Annotated in this window: 2 protein-coding genes and 1 pseudogene; 2 read left to right on the top strand and 1 reads right to left on the bottom strand. The window is 69.4% G+C overall.

The features are described 5' to 3' along the window. Together ACIP67_RS43195 and ACIP67_RS43190 are read left to right on the top strand one after the other, a co-directional pair. Positions 1 to 326: DUF305 domain-containing protein (locus ACIP67_RS43195; protein ID WP_401700203.1), on the top strand; the 326-nt coding region annotated here is incomplete at its 5' end. Between the two features lie 188 nt (positions 327 to 514). After that, positions 515 to 1394 (top strand): IS5 family transposase gene (locus tag ACIP67_RS43190; RefSeq protein WP_401700200.1). Its coding sequence is split into 2 segments (ribosomal slippage): positions 515 to 883 and positions 885 to 1394, totalling 879 coding nucleotides; the frame shifts between segments, so codons are not numbered across the junction. Between the two features lie 355 nt (positions 1395 to 1749). Here the strand turns inward: ACIP67_RS43190 and ACIP67_RS43185 are convergent. Further along, positions 1750 to 1986: pseudogene (locus ACIP67_RS43185) on the bottom strand (hypothetical protein); the annotation flags it as partial.

Here is a 1986-nt window from a genome sequence, read left to right as displayed (position 1 = left end):
TGAACGCCATGCTCACCGCCTGGGGTGAAGACCCCGTGGACATGGGCGACAAGGGAGGTATGGAGGGCATGGACCACGGCGGGATGTCCGGGATGATGTCCGAGGAGGACATGGCCGCCCTGGAGCAGGCCCAGGGCACCGAGGCCGCCCGGTTGTACCTGGAGCAGATGACCGCCCACCACCAGGGCGCCATCGAGATGGCCCAGGACGAGGTCGAGGGCGGGCAGAACCCGCAGGCCGTGGCCCTGGCCGAGAAGGTCGTCGCGGACCAGCAGGCCGAGATCACCGAGATGGAACAGATGCTTCAGGAGCTGCCCGCGACCTGACCGGCATCGCCGCACCACAATCCCAAGGAGGGCCCGTTCGGTGGACGGGCCGTCCTTGGGATTGTGGTGCCGTCAGCGGATGATGGGCCGCCCTGGGTGAGGCCGGCCCCTGCTTCGACGGCAGGAGGGCCATCCCTTAGGGCGTGTTGCTAAAGGGTTCGGGGACGTGGATGCGCGAGTCTGGGGTCATGTCGCGTGATGTCATCTCGGACGAGGTCTGGGCCGTGATCGGCCCACTGTTCCCCGAAGCCAAGACCACCGGGCGTCCGCCGGTAGATCGACGCACGGTGGTCGAGGCCACCGCGTGGCGCTTCCGCACGGGGGCGCCGTGGCGGGATCTGCCCGAGCGGTTCGGGAACTGGAACACGATCTACAAGAACTTCAACCGGTGGGCCGCCCAGGGCGTGTGGGAGCAGGTGCTCGAGCGCACTCAGTCGATGGCACAGCAGGCTGGCGAGCTGGACTGGGTGGCCTCGATCGATTCCACGATCGTGCGCGTCCACCAGCACGGGGCGACCCTGCCCCGCCCCACAGGGGGCCTGGATGAACTACAAGAAATCAGCGGACGAGCCGGCTGATCATGCCATCGGACGCTCCCGCGGCGGTCTGACGACGAAGTCTCATCTGGTCTGTGATGGCAAGGGCAGGGTGCTGGCGTTCGTCGTGACCGGCGGGCAGGTGGCGGACACCTCGATGCTGGCCACCACGCTGGAGCAGATCAGCGTTGCCGGGGCCCGTGGTCGGCCCCGGACACGGCCTGACCGCCTGATCGCGGACAAGGGCTACCCCTCGAAGGCCAACCGGGCCTGGCTGCGCCGGCATGGCATCGCGGCCACGATCCCCGAGCGGGCCGATCAGATCACGCACCGGCGCAGACACCCGGGCCTGCCGATCGACTTCGGTGAAGACCAGCGCCAGCGCTACCGGGGACGCAATGTCGTGGAGCGGTGCTTCAACCGGCTCAAGCAGTGGCGAGGGATCGCGATGCGCTCGGACAAGTACGCCCGGAACTATCACGCCGGGCTCAGCCTCGCAGCGACACTGCACTGGCTGACTACCATCCTTTAGCAACACGCCCTAGGCAGGAGGGCCCGGGAGGCCAAGTGGGACACGACAGGTGCCTTGGCCAGGGCCGAGGCGCAGGTATCGTCCACGGCCTCCAGGGCACAGACCGGCAGCCCGGGGTCGGCTGCCTCATCCCCGGCAGGCTCGGCCGGGAGCACGACCTCGGGCACCATGCCGGCCGGACCGATGGCCCCCGGCCCGAGGTGATGAACAGTTGTGGCGGCGGCCGTACCGGTGGCGGCCCAAGCCGCGCTGGTGCCCGTACCAGCGTGCATCCCGAGCAGGCCCAGGATCAACACGAGGGTGCCCAGAACGGTTCGAAGGGCGGGCCAGCCGGACAGGGGGCGGCGGGAGGAGGTCACAGCAGCGATTCGGTGGTGTTCCCGCCGTCCGTGGTGGACAGCACGGTCGAGCCGACGACCAGCAGTGCTTCGGTCTGCCCGTCGTCGGTGATGCCCGTTCCCAGGGCGGTGGCCGTGCCGACCGGGCGGTCGCTGGCGGTCCAGGTGTCGCCGGCGTCGGTGCTGGTCAGCAGGTGTCCCTCGGTGCCGGCGCCCACGGCGGTGGTGTCATCGGCCCAGGCGACCAGGTGCAT

The sequence above is a fragment of the Streptomyces sp. NPDC088812 genome (assembly GCF_044750285.1).
GTDB lineage: Bacteria > Actinomycetota > Actinomycetes > Streptomycetales > Streptomycetaceae > Streptomyces.
Note: the sequence above shows the minus strand (reverse complement) of the source record. Positions and strands in the feature narration are given on the sequence as shown.